This is a genomic window from Aeromicrobium sp., from assembly GCF_049586495.1.
In the GTDB taxonomy this organism is placed as follows: Bacteria; Actinomycetota; Actinomycetes; order Propionibacteriales; family Nocardioidaceae; genus Aeromicrobium.
Genome location: NZ_JBAVCB010000077.1, coordinates 1 through 19,008, shown reverse-complemented (window position 1 = coordinate 19,008; position 19,008 = coordinate 1). Strand labels below are relative to the sequence as shown.

The window sequence follows — 19,008 nt, the reverse complement described above, 5'->3', positions numbered from 1 at the left end:
GAGGGGGCCATGGTGCTGATGTTAAAGACGGACGACCCATGGTGGCGACACGCCACGCCGATCCCGAGGAAACAGATGTCAAGGCTGAGTTCAGGGTTCGCGGGCGACGCAGTCCGCGAGATGGTCGTTGACCATCCCCGTGGCCTGCATCAACGCGTAGGCGGTGGTGGGTCCCACGAATCGAAATCCCCGGCCCTTCAGCTCCCGGGCCATCGCGGTGGACTCCGCCGTGACGGCCGGCACCTCGGCCGGCATCGTCGGGGCAGGTCTCGGCGGGGGCGCGAACGACCACAGCAGATCGCTGAAGCCCCCGTCGAGCTCCAGCACCGCTCTCGCGTTGGCGATGGCCGCGTCGATCTTCTGCCGGTTCCGCACGATGCCCGCGTCGCCGAGCAGACGTTCGATGTCGCCGACACCAAATGCCGCGACCGCCGACGGGTCGAACTGCGCGAAGACCTCGCGGAACCGATCTCGCTTGCGCAGGATGATCAGCCACGACAGACCGGATTGGAAGGCCTCGAGGCACATCCGCTCGAACAGCGCCGCCTCGTCACGGATCTCGCGGCCCCACTCGTGATCGTGGTACTTCACCATGGCCGGATCGTCACCCCACGGGCAGCGCACCCAGAAGTCCTAGACGTCCATGGCGACGACGTGGGCGACCGCGTCGTCAACGTCGTCGGTCACGTGCAGCATGTCGATGTCGTCCGGCCCGATCTTGCCGTCGGCAGCCATCGTCTGGCGCAGCCAGTCGATCAGACCACCCCAGTACTCGCTGCCGAACAGCACGATCGGGAAGGACGTGACCTTGCCGGTCTGGGCGAGGGTCAATGCCTCGAACAGCTCGTCCATCGTGCCGAAGCCGCCCGGCAGCACGACGAAGCCCTGCGAGTACTTGACGAACATGGTCTTGCGGACGAAGAAGTAGCGAAAATTGATGCCGAGGTCGACCCAGTCGTTCATGCCCTGCTCATGCGGCAGCTCGATGCCGAGCCCCACCGACACCCCGCCGCACTCGCTGGCCCCACGATTGGCCGCCTCCATCGCCCCTGGCCCACCGCCGGTGATGACGGCGTAGCCGACCTCGCAGAGCTTCGTGGCCATCGCTGTGGCCGCGGCGTACATCGGGTCGTCGGGCTGGGTGCGCGCCGACCCGAAGACGCTGATGGCGGGCCCCAGCTCGGCAAGCGCTCCAAAGCCTTCGATGAACTCGGCTTGGATGCGAAGGACCCGCCACGGGTCGGTGTGCACCCAGTCAGCCGGTCCTCGAGAATCGAGCAGCCGCTGATCGGTGGTGGATTCTGGGATGCTGCTGCGGCGCAGCTGCACCGGTCCCTTGTGGTGGGACGGTTCTGAAGGCTGCTGCTGCGTCATGAGGTCATCCAGGTGGTGAGCGATGCGAGCACGGAGTGCAGGTGGGCCACCGGCACGTGCTCGTCGGCCTTGTGGGCGAACAGCGGGTTGCCGGGTCCGTAGTTGACCGCAGGGATACCCAGAACCGTGAACTGCGCGACGTCAGTCCAGCCGAACTTGGGTCCCACCTCGGCCCCGACCGCTTCGACGAACGCGGCTGCGGCCGGACGCTGCAGCCCCGGCAGCGCGCCTGGCGCGCTGTCGGTGACGGTGAGCCCGAAGCCTTCGAACACCTCCTGCAGGTGGGTGAAGGCGTCGTTCTCACTGCGATCGGGAGCAAACCGGAAGTTGATGGTCACGACGGCTTCGTCGGGCACCACGTTGCCCGAGACTCCACCGTTGATCCCGACGGCGTTGAGCCCCTCGCGGTAGACGAGGCCATCGATCTCGACCTCGCGCGGTAGGTAGGTGGCCAGGATGTCCAGCACCGGTGCCATCGCGTGGATCGCGTTGGCGCCCATCCACGATCGAGCCGAGTGAGCGCGCTCTCCCGCTGTGCGCAGGTCGACCCGCATGGTGCCCTGGCAGCCAGCCTCGACTCCGGCGTTGGAGGGCTCCATCAAGATCGCGAAGTCGCCGGCCAACAGGTCAGGGCGCTCGCGGGCGATCCGACCGAGACCGTTGAACTCCGCGGCGATCTCTTCGGCGTCGTAGAAGACGTAGGTGACGTCGCGGACGGGGTCGGCGATCGTGGCAGCAAGGATCAGAGCCACGGCGACGCCACCCTTCATGTCGCACGACCCGAGGCCGTGCAGGATGCCGTCAGCGAGGCGCGAGGGGAGGTTGCCGTTCTCCGGAACCGTGTCGAGGTGTCCGGCGATGACGACGCGCTCGGCGCGACCCAGGTCGGTGCGGGCCACCAGCGTGTTGCCGTCCCGCACCACCGTCAGGTGGTCGAGCGCGGACAGAGCGGCTTCGACGTCGTCGGCCAGAGCCTGTTCGTGCAAGCTCTCCGACGGCGCGTCGACGAGCGCGGCCGTGAGCGTCACGACATCGGTGTTCGTCAGGTCGAGGGGCACGCACTCATTTCATCACGTCGCCGCTCAGAGACCCTCGAAGACGCAGAACTCGTTGCCTTCCGGGTCGGCCATGATGGTCCACCGGATCTCGTCGTCGGCCGCTCGCAGCACCGTCGCCCTGGCCGCGACGAGGTCGTCGACGGAGCTCTCGGCGGTCAGCATCACGTCCCAGTGGATGCGGTTCTTGACCGTCTTGGGCTCCGGGACTGTGGCGAAGTCGATCGACTCCAACGTCGAGCCGGGCAGTCTCTGCACGGAGGTGTAGTCGTCGTCCTCGAACAGGGTGCCGCCCAGGACATCGGCCCACCACGCAGCGATTGACCGGTGATGAACCGCGTCGACACCGAGAGCCTTCCACCGCGTTCGTGGAGGGTCGTCATCGATGAAGACGCAGAACTCGCCGCCCTCTGGATCGGCGAGGACGGTCCAGGCCAGCTCGTCCTTGGCCGTCAGCTGCTCGAGCCCAGCGAATCGGTCGAGAGACTCAGCGCGGAGATCCAGATGCACCCGTTGCTTGACCGTGCGAGGTTCCGGAACGCGATTGACCCAGATCTCCTCGCCAGGCCCGCTGCCTCGTAGGACTGAGTCGTTGTCGCCAAGGCGTTCGACCCTCCACTGCAGAACATGAGCCCAGAAACCCTCGACGGCCAACACGTCCGACGCGTCGATGCACAACGCCCTCCAGGTCACCAGAGCAGCCATGCGTTCGAGGCTAGCGCGACTTCGGTGGATGAGCGGGCCGCCGCTGGAGCCCTGCAGAGCGGCTGCGCCGGCACTAGCGTGAGCACGTGACAGTCCACTCCTTCACCGGCCACATCGCTGGCATCGGCACCCGCTCGGGCACCCGCCTCGTCCTCGGTATGTGGGACCGGACGCCGATGGGTGCGTTCGCCGACGCGATGATCGAGGACGCCGACGGGCACCGCACCCTGGTCGCTCCCCGCGAGGACATCGCCGACTTCATCGCGACCACCTACTCCTTCGACGAGATCGTGATCGCGCCGGTGGCCATCGCCCAGGGCCATGACCGGTGGACGATGACCTCCACGAACCTCGAGATCACCTTCGTCCCCGGCCGACGCCTCTGGATGTCGCCCCTGCTGCATGCAGTTCCACCACCCGTTCGCCGTGCGGCCACGTGGGCGCGACTCATCAACCCGGTCGCCGCTCGCCTCATGCCCGGCGTGCAGACCTTCGGCAGCGCCGGCAGCGGACGCACCGAGTGGTACGCCGCCCGTGCGGTGCGTGGCATCGACTCGGCCACGGCTCAGTGGAGCGGAGAGGACCTCGGAGCGCTCGCGTCGCTCACTCCCCCGGTGCGATTCGGCTTCGCTTCCGCGCCGGCGCGTCCGAGCCTGACCGCGCTGACGTCCTACGTGCGGGATTCCTGACGGACGCGAATCAGCGGAAGCCGGAGCCGCCGCCTGGCTGGCGAATCTTCTCGCCCTTGGCGCGGGCGGAGTTTGCGAGATCGGCTTGGAATCGCAGCATCTGATCGGTGAGGTTCGGGTCGCCAGCGGCCAGGATGCGCACGGCGAGCAACCCGGCGTTGCGAGCGTTGCCGATGGACACGGTGGCGACCGGCACCCCCGCTGGCATCTGGACGATCGAGAGCAGCGAGTCCAGGCCGTCTAGGTGCTTGAGCGCCACGGGCACGCCGATGACCGGCAACGGGGTGACCGCGGCCAGCATGCCTGGCAGGTGGGCTGCGCCGCCGGCGCCGGCGATGATGACCTCGAGGCCACGTCCGTGCGCGTCGCGGCCGTACGCCAGCATCTCGTCGGGCATCCGGTGTGCCGACACGACGTCTGCCTCGTGGGAGATGCCGAACTCAGTCAGTGCCTCGGCGGCCGCCTGCATGATGGGCCAGTCCGAGTCCGACCCCATGACGATCCCAACCCGCGGCGCTTGGCTCATGGCTGGATCTTATCCATCGGTGAGCAGGGCCGCGGAGCGACGGGCGCGGGCGCGGGTGTCGTCCAGATCGATGCCGGTGGCCGTGACATGTCCGACCTTGCGGCCCGGCTTGACCGCCTTGCCATACAGGTGGACGTGGACGCCGGGCTCCGCCGCCAGTGCAATGGCGCGCTGGACCAGCAGATCCTCGACCGCACCCCCGAGCACGTTGACCATGACGCTCCACGGCTGGCGAGCGGTGGTGGGCCCGAGCGGGAGGTCGAGCACGGCACGCAGGTGGTTCTCGAACTGACTGGTCTCGGCGCCCTCGATGCTCCAGTGCCCTGTGTTGTGCGGCCGCATGGCGAGCTCGTTGACCAGGATGCGGCCGTCGGTCGTCTCGAACATCTCGACCGCGAGGATTCCGGTGACCTCCAGCTCGGTGGCGATGCGCTCGGCGATCTGGCGAGCTTCTGCAGCGAGGGCTGGGTCCAGATCGGGTGCCGGGGCGATGACCTCCGAGCACACGCCGTCGACCTGGCGAGACTCAACCACCGGGTAGGCCCTCACCTCGCCTGACGGCGACCGGGCGACCAGGGCCGACAGCTCACGGCGGAAGTCGACGAGCTCCTCGGCCATGAGTTCCTGACCGACACTGAACGGCTCCGCAAGATCATCGGCTGAGCGGACCACCCATACGCCCTTGCCGTCATATCCCCCGCGGGTGGTCTTGACGACTGCGGGATATCCGAAGTCATGCATGTCGTCGATCGCGTCGGCGAGGTCCTCTGACAGCAGCTCGAACACTGGGCTGGGAATGCCGAGCAGACTCAGACGCACCCGCATGTCCCCCTTGTCCTGGGCAAACAACAACGCATCAGGGCTGGGCCGGCAGGCGTGGCCCTCGGCGGCGAGAGCCTGCAGATGCTCAGGCGGCACGTGCTCATGGTCGAAGGTGACGACGGGGGCATCACCGACGGCGTCCCGCAGATCGGCCAGGTTCGTGTGGTCACCCACGAGGTGGTCACCGATCACCTGCGCAGCCGACACATCGCCCGCCTCGGCGAGCAGTCGTAGCCGGATGCCGAGCGCCACGGCGGGCGGAGCCATCATGCGGGCGAGCTGGCCGCCGCCGATGACGGCGAGATGAGGAGCAGGCACGCCCGCAGCCTACCGAGATCGGAAACCGCGCCGTTCGCTGACCGTGACCGGCGAGACGTTGCCGAAACCCCTCAACGGTCGCGGCGGCATGACACGGGTCTCGAATTCATCCCCCAGCAGCGCGGCGGTGCGTTCATCGACCAGCACACGGTTGCTCCGGGCCACGTGGGTGAGTCGTGCAGCGAGATTCACGGGCGGCCCGAACACGTCGCCCAGCCGGCTCAGCACCGAACCGGTGGCCAGGCCCACCTTGATGTCAGGCATGTCGGGTCGACGAGCGATCTGACCGACGAGCCCCAGCGCGATGCGGGTCCCGTCAGGCGCGGTGTCGGCCACGAACAGCACAGCATCACCCAAGGTCTTGATGACGCGCCCACCGCCAGCCGTGACGACATCGGTGCAGCGGCTCTCGAAGTCCTCCACGAGATTGCCCAGCGCCAGGCCGTCCAGACCGTTGGACACCGTGGTGAACCGGCTCAGGTCGGCGAAGCCAACCGTCAAGTGAGTCGAGAGCACTTCCTCGTCGGAGGGCCCGAGCGCCTCCATGCGTCCCACGGCGGCCCCAAGGTGGCGGCGCCAGGCGTAGAGCATCAGGCTCTCGAAGCTCGGGGCGGAGTACTGGGCCAGCTCGACGGCGCGATCCAGCCGGCTCTCGGCCTTGCCCGCGGCGACATCGTGATCGACCTGCTCGACCAGGGTGCTGACCTGCCAGTCGGCCAGCCGCGACATCGTGGTTCCCATGGCCCGCGTCATACGGAACACCGTCTCTTCGCCGAGCATGTCGGCGTGGAGCGCCGCGGCCACGAGCCTGACGGCTTGGACGTCCGCGTCAGCGTAGGCAACATCCTCACCGACGTCCGGGAACCCCAACGCTCGCCACAGACGTTGTCCGTTCTCGAGGCTGAGTCCGCCGCGCTCAGCAACCTCCTCGGCCGTGAGCTCGGCGTCGGCGCCGAAGATCAGCCGAACGAGCCGGTCGTGCTGATCAGACCGATTCATCTCTTCCTGCCGCTGTGTCGTGCTGGCCGAAGACCAGGTTGCTCACGGTGCGGTGAAAGGCCGCGATCTTCGGAATGTCGTTGAGCCGTAGACCGGCCTGTTCACTGGCGTCGTGGATGACCAGCGTGCCGCATCCGAGGATGCGATCGTTGAGATTACGCTCGAAGGCGACGTCGTTGACGCGGCTCAAGGGAATGACTCGTCCGGTGCGGGTCAGGATGCCCTTCTGCTCCACGATGCGCTTGTTGGTCAGCGTGTAGGTCCAGGAGAGCCACGTGAGGAAGGGCAGGACCGACCCCCAGAACACGAGAATCACAGCCACCCCGGCCGCCACCCACCGCCACACGGCGTGATCGTCGCCATCGATCATCGACTGCACGTAGCCCTCGGCCGCGGCCACGACGATCAGGATGAGGAAGGGGATGATCAGCACCTTGACGTGGGTGCGAGTGTTCTCGACGACCTGTTCACCGTCGATCATCAACTTGCGCGGCAGACTCATGGGCAAATCATGTCACGGCGCGGCCCGCACGTGCGTGACATCGCCAGCGCTCACCGGATGCCCGTCGACGACCAACCGACCGTGATCATCGATGGCCTCAGCGGCGCCCACGAGGTCAGAGCCATCGGGCATCTGCACGCGGACCGAGGAGCCGATCGTCACGCACCGGCGCAGGTAGGCCTCACGTATGCCGGCGGCAGGATCACCTTCGGTGACGATCCAAGCGCGATACAACGCCTCCAGGTTGCGGAGCAACGACCGGAGGACCACGGTCCGGTCCGTCGACGTCGCGCCCTCCAGAGCCAGGGAGGTGGCCTGCGGGACGGGCAGCTCCTCGCGAGACATCGAGACGTTGAGCCCGATCCCCACCACGGCAGCGGTCCCGATCGGCGTCTGGACTCGCTCGAGCAGGATGCCCGCGATCTTGCGGTCCTCGACGAGCACGTCGTTGGGCCACTTCAATCCGCTGCCGACGCCCAGGTCGCGGACGGTCGCGTCAACCGCCAGACCGACCAGAAGGGGCAGCCACACCCACCGAGCGGGTGAGATGGCGTCGGGGCGCAGCACCACGGACACCGCCAGGCCCGAACCGGGCGCGGAGTCCCACGATCGGTCCAATCTGCCCCGACCCGACGTCTGGGCATGCGTGGTGAAGATCGTTCCCTCAGCTGCTCCCTCGCGAGCGGCGACCGAGGCATCAGCGTTGGTGCTGGCCGTCGCCTGGGTGACGACGACATCGGTCCACATCGAGCCCTCCACCACCAGCGCGGTCCGGAGGGCGGTTCCGTCCAGTGGCGGGCGATCGAGGCGGCTGTAGGGGCCGGGGGGCGTCCCATCGGTGGTCACCCCCTCAGCCTCACACACCGGGGACCACGCGCTTCGTTACAGTGACCCCCGTGAGCGAAGCTGAGATCGAAGAGAACCCCGAGCTGCACACCACCGCCGGCCGGCTGGCCGACTTCCTCGCGCGCCGCGACGCCGCGGAGGTCGAGATGGCAGCCCGTGCCCACGAGAAGCAGAGCGCTCGTGGCCGCCAGAGTGCCCGCGAGCGGATCGAGCAGCTGCTCGACGAGGGGTCGTTCGTCGAGCTCGACGCTCTCGCCCGCCACCGGGCGACCGACTTCGGGTTGGAGAACAACCGGCCGCTCGGCGACGGTGTCATCACGGGCTACGGCACCATTGACGGCCGTCAGGTGTGCGTGTTCAGTCAGGACTTCAGCGTCTTCGGCGGCAGTCTGGGCCAGGTCTATGGCGAGAAGATCGTCAAGGTGATGGACCTCGCGATCAAGTCCGGTTGTCCCATCATCGGCATCAACGAGGGCTCCGGCGCACGTATCCAGGAGGGTGTGGTGTCGCTGGGCCTGTACGGCGAGATCTTCAAGCGCAACGTGCATGCCTCAGGTGTCATCCCGCAGATCAGTCTGATCATGGGCGCCAACGCCGGCGGCCACGTCTACTCCCCCGCTGTCACCGACTTCGTGATCATGGTCGACAAGACATCGAACATGTTCATCACCGGCCCCGACATCATCAAGACCGTGACCGGCGAGGACGTCTCGATGGAGGATCTGGGTGGCGCGCGCACGCACAACACCAAGAGTGGCAATGCGCACTACATGGGTGCCGACGAGGAAGACGCCATCGAATACACCAAGGCGCTCATCTCGTTCCTTCCGCAGAACAACATGGAGGAGCCTGAGCCGTACGACGAGATCGCGGACCTCGAGTTCAACGAGACCGACCTGGCACTGGACATCCTCATCCCGGACTCCACCAATCAGCCCTACGACATCCGTACCGTCATCGAGAGCGTCGTCGACGACGGCGACTTCCTCGAGGTCATGCCGCTGTTCGCGCCCAACCTCGTGATCGGCTACGGCCGGGTCGAGGGCCGCAGCGTGGGCGTCGTGGCCAATCAGCCGATGCAGCTGGCCGGGTGCCTGGACATCGACGCGTCCGAGAAGGCAGCCCGCTTCGTTCGCACGTGCGATGCGTTCAACATCCCCGTCCTCACCTTCGTCGACGTACCCGGCTTCCTCCCCGGCACCGATCAGGAGTGGAATGGCATCATCCGGCGCGGTGCCAAGCTGATCTACGCCTACGCCGAAGCCACCGTGCCGCTGATCACCGTCATCACCCGCAAGGCCTATGGCGGCGCGTACGACGTCATGGGGTCCAAGCACCTCGGTGCCGACATCAACATCGCGTGGCCGTCGGCGCAGATCGCCGTGGTCGGCGCGTCCGGAGCCGTCGGCATCCTGTATCGCAAAGAACTGGCCGCGTCCGATGATCCCGAAGCCCTCCGAGCTCAGCTGATGACGGAGTACGAGGACACGCTGTGCAACCCGTACCTCGCAGCTGAGCGCGGCTACGTCGACCAGGTCATCGCGCCGCACCAGACGCGCGCCGAGGTGGTCAAGGCCCTGCGCCTGTTGAAGACCAAGCGAGAGACCCTCCCGCCCAAGAAGCACGGGAACATCCCGCTGTGAGCTCGGACGAGTCGGTGGACGAGTCACCCGTTCAGGGCACGCCGGTTCTGCGGGTGGTCAGGGGTGACCTGACGCCCGAGGAGCTGGCTGCTCTGGTGGCGGTCGTCGCAGCCCGCAACGCGGCCGCCGCTCACGCCGCAGCACGCGTCATGCAGCAACCGCGCTCCGAGTGGGGCCATCCGGCTCGCATGGCCCGCCGCCCCCACCGATTCGGCGCCGATCAGTGGCGTCGCTCGTCCTGGGCCTGAGGATGCCGACCGTCGGGTGGACCCCATGAGAGTCGTGCTCGCCTCGCAGTCTCCAGCCCGACTCGCCACCCTTCGCTCGGCCGGGATCGAGCCCGAGGTCGTCGTGTCTGGCGTCGACGAAGACACGGTCGCGACCCACAACGCAGCCAATCTGGCCGCGGCGCTCGCCCAGATGAAGTGTCGGGCCGTGGCCGAGCAGATCACCGATGTCGACGCGCTGATCATCGGATGCGATTCGGTCCTTGCCTTCGAGGGCGACGTGCTCGGCAAACCGATCGGTCCCGTCGAGGCCGCCGGACGCTGGCGACGCATGCGCGGCAAGTCAGGCGTGCTGTACACCGGTCATTGCGTGCGACGCGGCGAAGATGAGTTCGTCGAGACCGCCTCCACGATCGTGCACTTCGCGAAGATCACCGATGACGAGATCGACGCCTACGTCGCCACGGGCGAACCACTTCACGTGGCCGGCGCCTTCACGATCGATGGGTTGGGCGGCGCGTTCATTCGCGGGATCGAGGGCGACCACCACAACGTGGTCGGACTGTCATTGCCCTTGCTGCGGGACCTGGTGGGCGATCTGGGCATTGCCTGGCCGACACTCTGGAACCGTTTGCCCTGAGGTCTCAGCCATCTCGCGCAGCACCTCGGCCAGCGTTCATCGGTACCGAGCAGCAGCGTGCGCCCACGTCCCGCTCACTCGACCGGCAGTCCGAGGCCGCGAGCGATCAGGATGCGCTGGACCTCGGACGTGCCCTCACCGATCTCGAGGATCTTGGCATCGCGGTAGAACCGGGCGACTGGGTACTCCTCCATGAAGCCGTATCCGCCGAACACCTGCGTGGCAATCCGCGTGGCGTCAACGGCGGCCTCGGAGGTGTAGAGCTTGGCGATCGAGGCGGCCTGTTTGAAAGCCTTCCCGCCGACGCCGGCGTCCTTCATGGCGGCGGCCTGATAAGTCAGAGCCCGCCCCGCCTGCGCCTTGACCGCGAGATCGGCGATCTGAAAGGCGACACCCTGCTTGGCGCCGATCGGAACACCGAAGGTGGTGCGCTCCCCCGCGTACCGCACGCATGCGTCAAGACATCCCTGGATCAGGCCGACGGCCAGGGCAGCGATGGCAACCCTCCCGTCGTCGAGCGTGGCCAAGAATTGTGCGTACCCACGTCCGCGCTCGCCGAGCAGGTGGTCCGCGGGCACGCGAGCATCGTCGAAGGTCAAGGGGTGGGTGTCCGAGATGTGCCAACCGAGCTTGTCGTAAGGCGGTTCGGCCGCGAATCCAGGGGTGTTGGCCGGCACGACGATCGCGGAGATCTCGGGGCGGCCGCGCTCGGTCTGGCCCGTGCGGGCTGCAACCGTGATCAGCGAGGTGATCTCGCTGCCGGAGTTGGTGATGAACTCCTTCGATCCGTTCACGACCCATTCGTCCCCGTCGAGCTCAGCCTTGGTGCGCATGGCCGACGCATCGGACCCCGACCCTGACTCCGTCAGGCCGAAGCCCGCGAGGCTGCGGCCGGCCACCAGGTCAGGCAACCACCGCTCCTTCTGTTCGGTCGTGCCGAAGGTGAGGATCGGGTTGATGCCCAGACCCACTGCTGCCTCCAGCGTGATGCCTATCGACTGATCGACTCGGCCGAGCTCCTCGATCGCGACGCACAGGCTGGTGAAATCGCCGCCGGCTCCGCCGAGCTCCTCGGGCGCCGTGAGCCCGAACAACCCCAGATCGCCCATCTGATGGATCAGATCGACCGGGAAGTGGTGGTCGCGATCCCACTGCGCGACGTGCGGGGAGATCTCGCCCTCGGCGAATTCGCGGACGCTGCGTCGGAAGGTCTCGTGCTCGTCAGACAGCTGGAAGCTCATGACACCACCCTAGCAAGCCGGGTTAACGTTCGTTAACCAACGCCCACGCCCTAGACTGCGGCAGGCAAACCCGGTGCACGAGGAGTGAGTCTGTGAGCAAGCCCCTGTCAAAGGTCCTGATCGCCAACCGCGGAGAGATCGCGGTCCGCGTGGTGCGGGCCTGCAAGGACGCCGCCATCGCCTCCGTCGCGGTGTACGCCGAACCCGATCGCGACGCACTGTTCGTGCGACTGGCTGATGAGGCCTTCTCGCTGGACGGCTCGACCCCCGGTGACTCGTACCTGTCGATCGAGAAGATCCTTGCGGTCGCTGAGAAGAGCGGCGCCGACAGCGTGCATCCCGGATACGGCTTCCTGGCCGAGAACGCCGACTTCGCCCAGGCCGTCATCGACGCCGGGTTGATCTGGATCGGACCCCCGCCGAGCGCCATCGAGAACTTGGGCGACAAGGCCAAGGCCAAGCAGATCGCGCAGAAGGCCGACGCACCTCTCGCTCCTGGGACCAAGGACGCGGTCAAGGATGCCGACGAGGTCATCGAGTTCGCGAAGGCCAACGGACTTCCGGTGGCCATCAAGGCTGTCTTCGGCGGCGGCGGCCGCGGCCTCAAGGTCGCCACCACGATCGAGGAGATCCCCGAGCTGTTCGAGTCGGCCGTGCGTGAGGCCGTCAGCGCCTTCGGTCGTGGCGAGTGCCTCGTCGAGAAGTTTCTCGATCGGCCCCGCCACGTCGAGACCCAGTGCCTCGCCGACAGTCACGGCAATGTCGTCGTCGTGTCGACCCGCGACTGCTCCTTGCAGCGTCGCCACCAAAAGCTCGTCGAGGAGGCGCCCGCGCCGTATCTGACCGACGACCAGATCGAGCGGCTCTACTCCTCCTCCAAGGCGATCCTCAAGGAAGCTGGCTACGTCGGCGCTGGCACGTGCGAGTTTCTGGTGGCCCGCGACGGGACCATCAGCTTTCTGGAGGTCAACACCCGCCTCCAGGTCGAGCACTGCGTGTCCGAGGAGGTCACGGGCATCGACCTCGTGCGCGAGATGTTCCGCATCGCTGCTGGCGAAGAGCTCGGCTACGACGATCCCGACGTGCGCGGACACTCCATCGAGTTCCGCATCAACGCCGAGGACGGCGGAAAAGGCTTCCTGCCCGCCCCCGGCACCCTGACCAGGTGGTCGCCCCCGTCCGGTCCCGGCGTCCGCCTCGACGGCGGCTACGAGGAAGGCGAAACGATCCCTGGGTCGTTCGACTCCCTGGTCGCCAAGCTGATCGTCACTGGCACGAGCCGAGAGCAGGCTCTGGCGCGGTCACGCCGCGCCCTCGACGAATTCGTCGTGGACGGCATGCCCACCGTGATCCCCTTCCACCGCTCGGTCGTTGACGACCCGGCCTTCACCGCGGCCGACGGCGAATTCACCGTCTACACCACGTGGATCGAAACGGACTACGACAACCAGCTGGAGCCGTACGCCGGTGCGTCAGAGACCGAGGAGCCCGCCGAACGTGAGCGCGTCGTGGTCGAGGTCGGCGGCAAGCGGGTCGAGGTCGTGCTGCCTGGCGGTCTGGGTGCTGCGGGACCCCCGGCCGGCGCCAAGAAGCCCAAGCGCAAGGCAGGCGGGGGTGGCGGGTCAGCAGCAAGCGGCGACTCTCTCACTGCGCCGATGCAGGGCACCATCGTCAAGGTCGCCGTCACCGAGGGTCAGGACGTCGCTGCGGGCGACCAGATCTTCGTCATCGAGGCCATGAAGATGGAACAGCCGATCAATGCCCACAAAGCCGGCACCATTGCGGGTCTGGCCGTCGAGGTCGGGGCTGCAGTCGGTTCCGGCGACCTGCTGGCCGAGATCAAGGACGCGGCGGCGGCCGAGTAGCAGTCAGCGTCGTACGGGGGGCACCTCGGGCGGCGCGTGCTGGTCGACCTCGCCGTAGGCGATGCCGGCCGACCACACCATCACCGTGACGCCGAGCCAGGTTCCCCATCCGTGCAGGGAGAAACCGCCCTCTGGGGTGACTCCGTCGGTGATCACCAGCGCTACGTACGTCAGAACGAGCCCGCCGACGATGGTGTAGGTCCGGATAAATCGGCTGACCAGGGCCAGCACGATCCCGCGCAGCAGCAGGGTCAGCACCGTCACCAGCACGACGGCAAAGACGAACCACCCCGCAGTGATGACGAATGCGTCGAGCACCGCAGCCGCGACCAACAGAGACAGCGCGTTCGCCGCACCTGCCAGAGCCGCTGATCGCAGCACGGAACTCGCCCTCACCTCACCCATCAGACCAGTGTGGCCTAGAAACCAAACCAGTCTGAACGCAGTCCGAACGCCCAGCGTGCGTTCACGCCGCTGATCGTCTTGGTCCCCTTCGATCCCACCAGCTTCAGCGCGGACACCCGTCCGCCCATCTCGCCGTAACCGTTGCGCTGAGTGACCTGCATCGACTTGAGGGTGCCGATCGAGGGATAGGCCCTCTCGATCGTGGAGGCCTTCACCGTCAGGGTCCAGTTGTGGTTCTTGTTGCCGGACCACCCGTCGTATGGGTCGTTGACCGCCTTCAGGTAGGGCTGGCTCCCGGTGTTGGTGTAGCCGCCCGATGACGAAGAGAACTGCGCCAGCGCCGGCGCACCCTTGTAGGTCAAGACCTTGCCGGCCGTGGCCTTGATCGCCGAGTCTGTGCTTGCTGTCTCACGAGACGCACCGCCATACACCTGGCATGCGGTGGTGCTGCAGATGTCGTAGTAGCGGCTCGTGCCCAGGCTCCGGACGCCGTAGGTACGCGCTGCCACCGACTGCGCCTTGAGCGCTTCAGCACTCCAGCTCGACGGCATCTCGGCCGCCACGACACCCCGCACGTAATTCTCCAGCGAGAGCACGTTGACGGTGTCGCGCTTTCCTGAACCCGATGAGGGCTTGGCCGATCGCACCTGTTCGCGCAGCTTCGTGACACTGCCGTTGGGCAGGACCAGGCTGATGCTGTCAGGACCGTAGAAGTAGCTGTCACCGCTCCACGAGAGGGTCTTCCCCTCGTGCTGGTACGAGACGTAGCCGCCCGTCGTGCGGTAGAACAGCTTCGACGAGGACGATCCACTCGAGGTCGCCGCGATCATCCAGCGCACCACGGCCTTGCCGCCGACGGTGGTCGGCAGCGACACCGTCCGAGCACCCGCGATGTCTCGCACCTTCAGCCCCGACTGTGCGTTGACGAGAACGCCATCGGTGGTGTCCTGAGAGATCAGCACCCTGATGTCGCCGGTCTTCGTCGACAGATCGGTGCCGGGGTAGTACAGGTCAAGGATCTGCGAGTAGGTCCGTCCTGCGCGGGCGGCACCCTCAGCGCCGTACTGGCTCATGCCGATTCCGTGCCCGTATCCATGCCCTTCAAAGGTCACGGTGCGCGAGCTGGGAACAGTCACCGCGGACTCCGCCGTGGACGGCTTCTGCAGGTCGATGGCCCGCAGCTCGGACCAGTCGCCAGCGGTGGCGCCATTGCGGGCGCGGACCTTGCCGTACCAATCAGTTCCCTGCGTCGGACCCAGATCCTTGAAGACCTTCGACAACGCCGACGTGCTCTCCGTCTTGGTGCACGAGGTCGAGGTGCCACCGGTCTGCAGGCACACGTCGTACGTTGCGGCGCCAGACACGGCCGACCACGAGAAGGTCACCGAGTCAGTCGTCGAGGTGGCCGAGGGTTGACCCACGCGACCCAACGACGTGGACGCCGACTCAGCCGACGCGAGATCCACGCCCCGCAGCTCGGACCAATCACCCACCGTCGAGCCGTCACGCGCCCGCACCTTGCCGTACCAGTCAGTGCCCTTGGTCGGACCCAGATCCTCGAACACCAACGAAAGGGCCGCGGTCCGCACCGTCTTGGTGCAGGAGGTTGACGTTCCACCGGTCTGCAGGCACACGTCATATGACGCGGCACCAGACACGGCCGACCACGAGAAGGTCACCGAATCAGCCGTCGACGTCGCCGACGGTTGACCCACGCGACCCAACGACGTGGACGCCGACCCAGCCGACGCAAGATCCACGCCCCGCAGCTCAGACCAAGCGCCGGACCTGGAGCCGTCACGCGCCCGCACCTTGCCGTACCAGTCAGTGCCCTTGGTCGGTCCCAGATCGTTGAAGGTTCTTGACAACGCCGACGTGCTCTCGGTCTTGGTGCACGATGTCGAGGTTCCGCCCGTCTGCAGGCACACGTCGTACGACGTGGCACCAGAGACAGCCGACCACGAGAACGTCACCGAATCAGCCGTCGACGTCGCCGACGGCTGACCCACCCGGCCCAACGCGTAGGAGGAATTGGCGAGCTTCGCGGCGACCATCTGGCGCAGCCCCGAGGAGCTCGACGACGTCACCCACGAGTAGGCCCCTGCTCCCGGGCACGCCGTGCTCACCACGTTGCGGTGTCCGGCGATCCGATCGAGCGTCTTGCCGCCCAGCGTGTAGGTACCCTTCGCCGGAATGCCGTGTAGGGCCATCTTCCAGGCTGCGAGGTCCGCGGTGGCGGACTTCATCGCCGAGGAGGGTGCCGCATCGGTGAAGGTGCCCATCAGCGAGATGCCGACGGTCCCTTCGTTGACCGCGCCGTTGCCCGAGTGAGCAGCGCGCACACCCTTGTCGATGCCGCCCCTACGTCCCTCGAAGATCTGTCCGTACTTGTCGACCAGGAAGTTGTAGCCGATGTCGCACCACTTGCGACTACCGGTGTGATACGCCTGCGTGGCCTTGACGATGGACGCGGACTGGGACTTGGAGTAGCTGTTCGAGCCCGCCGTGTGATGGATGATCACGCCCTTGGTGGAGCTTCCATAGATGGGGCTGTCGCACGAGCCGGAGTTGCTGGCGCCCCATGCGGAGCGACTGATGATGCTGGGCTGCGGAACCCCTGCCGCGGACGCCGCCGCGAACGAGGCCGCCGACGTGACGGTCGGCATCTTGCCAGGATCGATCGTGGAGAGCTCCACGTCCCGCGGTGCCGCCCCCGACGTGGAGATCACTCTCACCGCAGCCGCGTCGGCCTGGTCGACCCACATCGGCTCCGTTCCGGGTGTCCCTTGTTCCGACGGCTCGATGTGGAGGTCAGTCCACGCTGTCCACGTGCCCTGCGTGCGCCACTTGGCCTGAACGCGGGTGTCTTCCAGCACCAATCCGCTCTTCCAGGTGACGCCGAGCATCGCGAAGGTCTCAAGTTCGACCTCGGGAAGCTCAGCCACCACCGTGTCCGCGGACACCGGGGCGTCGAGATGATCAGCCTCGTCGTCGTGGGTCTCGTCATGGTCCAGCTCCGGAACCGCCGGGGCCGGCACACGATCGACACGATCGAGCGCCGGAACGCCGACATCGCGAACAGTCGCGGGCGTTCCCGCCACGTCCTCCTCGTGACTTGCCGAGGCAAGAACGATCGCGGTCCCGAAGACCGCGAACGCGGTCAGGGGGATCAGGCCACGGGTGACAACGCGTCCAATGGTCATGACGAGGCAAATCCGATCAAGTCGACGAGCGAGCGGGGAAGAAACTCACTGTTGGTCCCGACCAGTAGACACGAATTTCGTCCCAATAACCACATCAGTCACATAAGTACACGGCTGTAATTTGCTGCGCTCCCCGTCAGACCGATCGGTGCAGGCGCCGCGCAGCCTCTCCGATCGACCCAGACAGTGAGGGGTACACCGTGAACGCGTTGGCCACCTGATCGACCGTCAGCGAGGCGGAGACCGCCAAGGCGATGACGTGGATCAGCTCGCTGGCGCGGGGGCCCACCACCACTCCCCCGATGATCGTGCCGGCGTCGGGGCGGGCGAACAGCTTGACGAATCCGTCGTGCACCCCCTGCATCTTGGCCCGGGCGTTCGATCCGAGCGGCAACACAGCGACTTCGGCGACGATCTCGGCCTCGTCGACCTGCCTCTGCGTGACACCGACCGTCGCGATCTCCGGTGACGTGAACACATTGCTGGAGGCGGTGCTCAGATCCAGCGGCCGGACGGCGTCCCCGAGCAGATGTGAGATCGCGATCCGTCCCTGGTGGGCGGCGACCGAAGCGAGCATCAGCACCCCGGTGCAGTCGCCAGCAGCGTAGATCCCCCGCACCGACGTGCGCGAGACGCGGTCGACCTCGATGAAACCGCCGTCGTCCAGGACGACGCCGACGTCCTCAAGCCCCAGGTCGGTGGTGTTGGGGATGGACCCCAAGGCCAACAGGCAGTGCGAGCCCTCGACGGTGCGGCCATCAGTCAGCGTCACGACGACGGTGTCGCCCGTGCGCTGCACCGATTCCATCCGCGAATGACCCAGCACGGTCATGCCGCGTCGGGTGAAGACGTTCTCGATCACGGTCGCCGCGTCGCCATCCTCGCCGGGAAGCACCCGGTCGCGACTCGACACCAGGGTCACGTGGGCACCGAGACCGTTGTAGGCGCTGGCGAACTCCGCTCCGGTGACACCGGAACCGACCACGATCATGTGTTCAGGCACCGCGGTCAGCCCGTAGACCTGCTCCCACGTGAGGATGCGCTCGCCGTCCGGCTGCGCGTCTGCGCTGATTCGTGGGTGCGCACCGGTGGCGACGAGGATGGCATCGCTGACGATCGTACGGTTTTCTCCGTCGGACAAGGTCGCGACGACGGTCGACGCGTCCGTCAGGCGCGCAGTGCCGATCAGCACTGTGACCCCGCTGGCCTCCAGCCGCTGGGCAATGTCAGCCGATTGAGCCTGAGCGAGCAGCAGCACCCGCCGGTTGACCGCGTCCAGATCCGGCCGCACCGCGGCCGGGACCTTCACTCCCAGCTCGGCGGACGCGCCGACATCGGTCATCAGGTCTGATGTGGCGATCAGGGTCTTGCTGGGGACACAGTCCGTCAGCACGGTCGACCCGCCCATGCCATCGCGCTCGATGAGGGTGACGGACCCGCCCAACCGCGCAGCCACCAACGCTGCCTCGTATCCTCCGGGTCCACCGCCGATGATCGTCACCTGTTGGGTCACGGCACCAGTCTCCCGCATCCGGGCCCACGTAATGTACGGCGGGTGGACACCACTGCAGCAGCACAGGAGGCAGCCGCCGCGCTGCGCACCGCCATCGGCGAACCGGACGCGTCGTGGGACGTCGCTCTGGTCATGGGCTCCGGCTGGCTCCCTGCCGCCGACGCCCTCGGAGCCCCCGAGCACGAGATCCCGCTCGGCGACCTGCCGGGGTTCAGCGCTCCGGCCGTCGCGGGCCACGGCGGAACCCTCCGATCACTGCGGGTCGGTGGCAAGCGAGTCCTGGTGTTTCTCGGTCGCACTCACTACTACGAGGGCAAGGGCGTGGCGGCGGTCGTGCACGGCGTGCGCACCGCAGCGGCGGCGGGCGTGTCCACTCTGGTGCTCACCAACGGCTGCGGGGGTCTGAACCCGGCGTGGAGTCCGGGCACGCCGGTT

Annotated in this window: 18 protein-coding genes and 1 pseudogene; 6 read left to right on the top strand and 13 right to left on the bottom strand. The window is 67.0% G+C overall.

The features are described 5' to 3' along the window. Positions 1-90 precede the first annotated feature (90 nt). Genes WB508_RS04485 through WB508_RS04470 form a run of 4 tightly spaced genes read right to left on the bottom strand, consistent with a single transcriptional unit; the run spans position 91 to position 3,134 of the window. On the bottom strand, positions 91-624 hold the full coding sequence (locus WB508_RS04485; protein ID WP_423843684.1) for a DNA-3-methyladenine glycosylase I: 534 nt from the start codon (positions 622-624) through the stop codon (positions 91-93). A gap of 9 nt (positions 625-633) precedes the next feature. Next, positions 634-1,374 (bottom strand): TIGR00730 family Rossman fold protein, encoded by a 741-nt coding sequence (locus tag WB508_RS04480; RefSeq protein WP_423843683.1) that lies wholly within the window; start codon positions 1,372-1,374, stop codon positions 634-636. Further along, on the bottom strand, positions 1,371-2,432 hold the full coding sequence (dapE, locus tag WB508_RS04475; protein WP_423843682.1) for a succinyl-diaminopimelate desuccinylase: 1,062 nt from the start codon (positions 2,430-2,432) through the stop codon (positions 1,371-1,373). The genes WB508_RS04480 and dapE overlap by 4 nt, the downstream gene beginning before the upstream one ends. A 24-nt stretch (positions 2,433-2,456) precedes the next feature. After that, on the bottom strand, positions 2,457-3,134 hold the full coding sequence (locus WB508_RS04470; RefSeq protein ID WP_423843681.1) for a VOC family protein: 678 nt from the start codon (positions 3,132-3,134) through the stop codon (positions 2,457-2,459). 86 nt (positions 3,135-3,220) lie between these two features. Here WB508_RS04470 and WB508_RS04465 point away from each other — a divergent pair, with 86 nt between their 5' ends. After that, positions 3,221-3,823, top strand: coding sequence for a hypothetical protein (locus WB508_RS04465; protein ID WP_423843680.1), 603 nt, complete (start codon positions 3,221-3,223; stop codon positions 3,821-3,823). 10 nt (positions 3,824-3,833) lie between these two features. On the opposite strand, the gene purE is transcribed toward WB508_RS04465, so the two are convergent. From purE to WB508_RS04440, 5 genes are read right to left on the bottom strand one after another with little or no spacing between them, the layout of a single operon-like run. Then, complete coding sequence (gene purE, locus WB508_RS04460; protein WP_423843679.1) at positions 3,834-4,349, bottom strand: 5-(carboxyamino)imidazole ribonucleotide mutase; 516 nt, start codon at positions 4,347-4,349, stop codon at positions 3,834-3,836. A gap of 9 nt (positions 4,350-4,358) precedes the next feature. After that, positions 4,359-5,489 carry a 5-(carboxyamino)imidazole ribonucleotide synthase gene (locus WB508_RS04455; protein WP_423843678.1) on the bottom strand — a complete coding sequence of 377 codons (1,131 nt, stop codon included), beginning with the start codon at positions 5,487-5,489 and terminating at the stop codon, positions 4,359-4,361. Positions 5,490-5,498: 9 nt separating this feature from the next. Further along, positions 5,499-6,488, bottom strand: a complete 990-nt coding sequence (locus WB508_RS04450) for an adenylate/guanylate cyclase domain-containing protein (protein ID WP_423843677.1) — start codon at positions 6,486-6,488, stop codon at positions 5,499-5,501. Further along, positions 6,475-6,990, bottom strand: coding sequence for a PH domain-containing protein (locus WB508_RS04445; RefSeq protein ID WP_423843676.1), 516 nt, complete (start codon positions 6,988-6,990; stop codon positions 6,475-6,477). The genes WB508_RS04450 and WB508_RS04445 overlap by 14 nt, the downstream gene beginning before the upstream one ends. A gap of 12 nt (positions 6,991-7,002) precedes the next feature. Further along, positions 7,003-7,836 (bottom strand): biotin--[acetyl-CoA-carboxylase] ligase, encoded by an 834-nt coding sequence (locus WB508_RS04440; RefSeq protein WP_423843675.1) that lies wholly within the window; start codon positions 7,834-7,836, stop codon positions 7,003-7,005. A 50-nt stretch (positions 7,837-7,886) separates the two neighbouring features. Here WB508_RS04440 and WB508_RS04435 point away from each other — a divergent pair, with 50 nt between their 5' ends. The 3 genes from WB508_RS04435 to WB508_RS04425 are packed head-to-tail and all read left to right on the top strand — an operon-like array spanning position 7,887 to position 10,346. Next, positions 7,887-9,479 (top strand): acyl-CoA carboxylase subunit beta, encoded by a 1,593-nt coding sequence (locus WB508_RS04435; protein ID WP_423843674.1) that lies wholly within the window; start codon positions 7,887-7,889, stop codon positions 9,477-9,479. Beyond that, positions 9,476-9,727 (top strand): acyl-CoA carboxylase subunit epsilon, encoded by a 252-nt coding sequence (locus WB508_RS04430; protein ID WP_423843673.1) that lies wholly within the window; start codon positions 9,476-9,478, stop codon positions 9,725-9,727. Before WB508_RS04435 ends, WB508_RS04430 begins: the two co-directional genes overlap by 4 nt. 25 nt (positions 9,728-9,752) lie before the next feature. After that, complete coding sequence (locus tag WB508_RS04425) at positions 9,753-10,346, top strand: Maf family protein (protein WP_423843672.1); 594 nt, start codon at positions 9,753-9,755, stop codon at positions 10,344-10,346. 74 nt (positions 10,347-10,420) lie between these two features. On the opposite strand, the gene WB508_RS04420 is transcribed toward WB508_RS04425, so the two are convergent. Continuing rightward, positions 10,421-11,587, bottom strand: a complete 1,167-nt coding sequence (locus WB508_RS04420) for an acyl-CoA dehydrogenase family protein (RefSeq protein WP_423843671.1) — start codon at positions 11,585-11,587, stop codon at positions 10,421-10,423. A gap of 104 nt (positions 11,588-11,691) precedes the next feature. Between WB508_RS04420 and WB508_RS04415 the strand changes: the two genes are divergently transcribed. Continuing rightward, positions 11,692-13,452 carry an acetyl/propionyl/methylcrotonyl-CoA carboxylase subunit alpha gene (locus WB508_RS04415; protein ID WP_423843685.1) on the top strand — a complete coding sequence of 587 codons (1,761 nt, stop codon included), beginning with the start codon at positions 11,692-11,694 and terminating at the stop codon, positions 13,450-13,452. Between the two features lie 3 nt (positions 13,453-13,455). Here WB508_RS04415 and WB508_RS04410 read toward each other — a convergent pair whose 3' ends face one another. The 3 genes from WB508_RS04410 to WB508_RS04400 form a co-directional block, all read right to left on the bottom strand. Next, entirely contained in the window at positions 13,456-13,857 is a 402-nt protein-coding gene (locus tag WB508_RS04410; protein WP_423843670.1) for a hypothetical protein, read from the bottom strand. A gap of 14 nt (positions 13,858-13,871) precedes the next feature. Continuing rightward, positions 13,872-17,060 (bottom strand): SpoIID/LytB domain-containing protein, encoded by a 3,189-nt coding sequence (locus tag WB508_RS04405; RefSeq protein WP_423843669.1) that lies wholly within the window; start codon positions 17,058-17,060, stop codon positions 13,872-13,874. Positions 17,061-17,196: 136 nt separating this feature from the next. After that, complete coding sequence (locus tag WB508_RS04400) at positions 17,197-18,573, bottom strand: NAD(P)H-quinone dehydrogenase (protein ID WP_423843668.1); 1,377 nt, start codon at positions 18,571-18,573, stop codon at positions 17,197-17,199. Positions 18,574-18,615: 42 nt separating this feature from the next. Between WB508_RS04400 and WB508_RS04395 the strand changes: the two are divergent. Beyond that, a pseudogene (locus tag WB508_RS04395) lies at positions 18,616-19,008 on the top strand (purine-nucleoside phosphorylase); the annotation flags it as partial.

What these genes read in the sequence shown, in the direction of transcription:
- WB508_RS04480 (WP_423843683.1), bottom strand. Translation starts at nt 1,374, where the DNA reads ATGACGCAGCAGCAGCCTTCAGAACCGTCCCACCACAAGGGACCGGTG.
- WB508_RS04470 (WP_423843681.1), bottom strand. Translation starts at nt 3,134, where the DNA reads ATGGCTGCTCTGGTGACCTGGAGGGCGTTGTGCATCGACGCGTCGGAC.
- purE (WP_423843679.1), bottom strand. Translation starts at nt 4,349, where the DNA reads ATGAGCCAAGCGCCGCGGGTTGGGATCGTCATGGGGTCGGACTCGGAC.
- WB508_RS04450 (WP_423843677.1), bottom strand. Translation starts at nt 6,488, where the DNA reads ATGAATCGGTCTGATCAGCACGACCGGCTCGTTCGGCTGATCTTCGGC.
- WB508_RS04445 (WP_423843676.1), bottom strand. Translation starts at nt 6,990, where the DNA reads ATGAGTCTGCCGCGCAAGTTGATGATCGACGGTGAACAGGTCGTCGAG.
- WB508_RS04425 (WP_423843672.1), top strand. Translation starts at nt 9,753, where the DNA reads ATGAGAGTCGTGCTCGCCTCGCAGTCTCCAGCCCGACTCGCCACCCTT.
- WB508_RS04420 (WP_423843671.1), bottom strand. Translation starts at nt 11,587, where the DNA reads ATGAGCTTCCAGCTGTCTGACGAGCACGAGACCTTCCGACGCAGCGTC.
- WB508_RS04410 (WP_423843670.1), bottom strand. Translation starts at nt 13,857, where the DNA reads ATGGGTGAGGTGAGGGCGAGTTCCGTGCTGCGATCAGCGGCTCTGGCA.
- WB508_RS04405 (WP_423843669.1), bottom strand. Translation starts at nt 17,060, where the DNA reads ATGACCATTGGACGCGTTGTCACCCGTGGCCTGATCCCCCTGACCGCG.